The following is a 1064-nucleotide window of genomic DNA, read 5'->3' on the forward strand; positions in this document are numbered from 1 at the left end:
CAAGAAACCAGTACCGTCTTTACCGTAGTCGACTCGTTGATTACACCAGCAGAGAAACCCGCTAGTAGATCACGACCCCATGGAACGTAAAGAACGAAACCACCGATGATGAATTGGATAGCAAAAGCGCCAGCCACAGTTCTAAGATTGATAGCTTTACGGTTATCTGACAGTAGTAATGCAATTCCTAGCAATACTGCCATACCGACTAGGCTCATAAACAGGCTCATAGTTTATGACTTCCTTATTAAGTTATTTATTGGCGTGTTACAAAATGGAGCTATTAAGCGGGGCCATTATACTCATGCCCCAATAATTAAAGTAATGCCACCTTCACACTTTCCCATAAGATTCATCGCTAATTCACCTCCATTTGTGAGTAAACTCACAATAACATACAGAACGGAACTCTCTTTAAACAAGTTTTTTAGATTTCATTCACAGATAGAGAACAGAGAATTGCTATTTTTCCAGATTTGAGAGGCAATCGTTTGCTTTGTTTGATTATGCAACACACTCAACTCATTTAGTGGGTGAATAATCTGAGCAGGTGTATTGAGCTTTCCTTGAAAGCCAAATATCGGCATATCTGGCGCATCGGTTTCAAGCAGCAGTTTTTTCTAAAGGGAGTCGACTGATCGCTTGGCGCGTTTTGTTTCGCTCTGGGGTAGGTAATGGTTCCGCCGACCCCAAGATAAAAACCCAAACGTATCCACTCCATTCCCTGTTCATAGCTACCAGAAAACGCATGATAACGCCTGCTTTGGCAGCCGAGCCGCTTTGACTAATTGAATAAGTCGATTGTGACATCGTCGATTGTGTAAAATAACCGGCAGTTGATACTGCTTGGCCAAATCGAGCTGGTAGTTCAACGCCTGCTCTTGCAATGCAGCGTCTTGTTCAACCCCATCATCCAAACCGCATTCCCCAATGGCTACGCAGCGCGTGTCACGCTCGTCCAACAAAGCCACGAGCGCACTTTGTTTTGTCTGATAATCCGACGTCAGAAAATAGGGATGAAAGCCCAACGCGTAAAAGATTTCTGGCTGAGCCTCCTCAGAGAG

The 1064-nt window shown here is 44.2% G+C and carries 2 pseudogenes; both read right to left on the reverse strand.

From position 1 onward, the window contains the following. Positions 1-230, reverse strand: a pseudogene (locus CIK04_RS23550) (Na+ dependent nucleoside transporter N-terminal domain-containing protein); the annotation flags it as partial. Positions 231-434: 204 nt separating this feature from the next. Next, a pseudogene (locus CIK04_RS23555) lies at positions 435-1064 on the reverse strand (TatD family hydrolase); the annotation flags it as partial.

The sequence above is a fragment of the Vibrio sp. 03_296 genome (assembly GCF_002265885.1).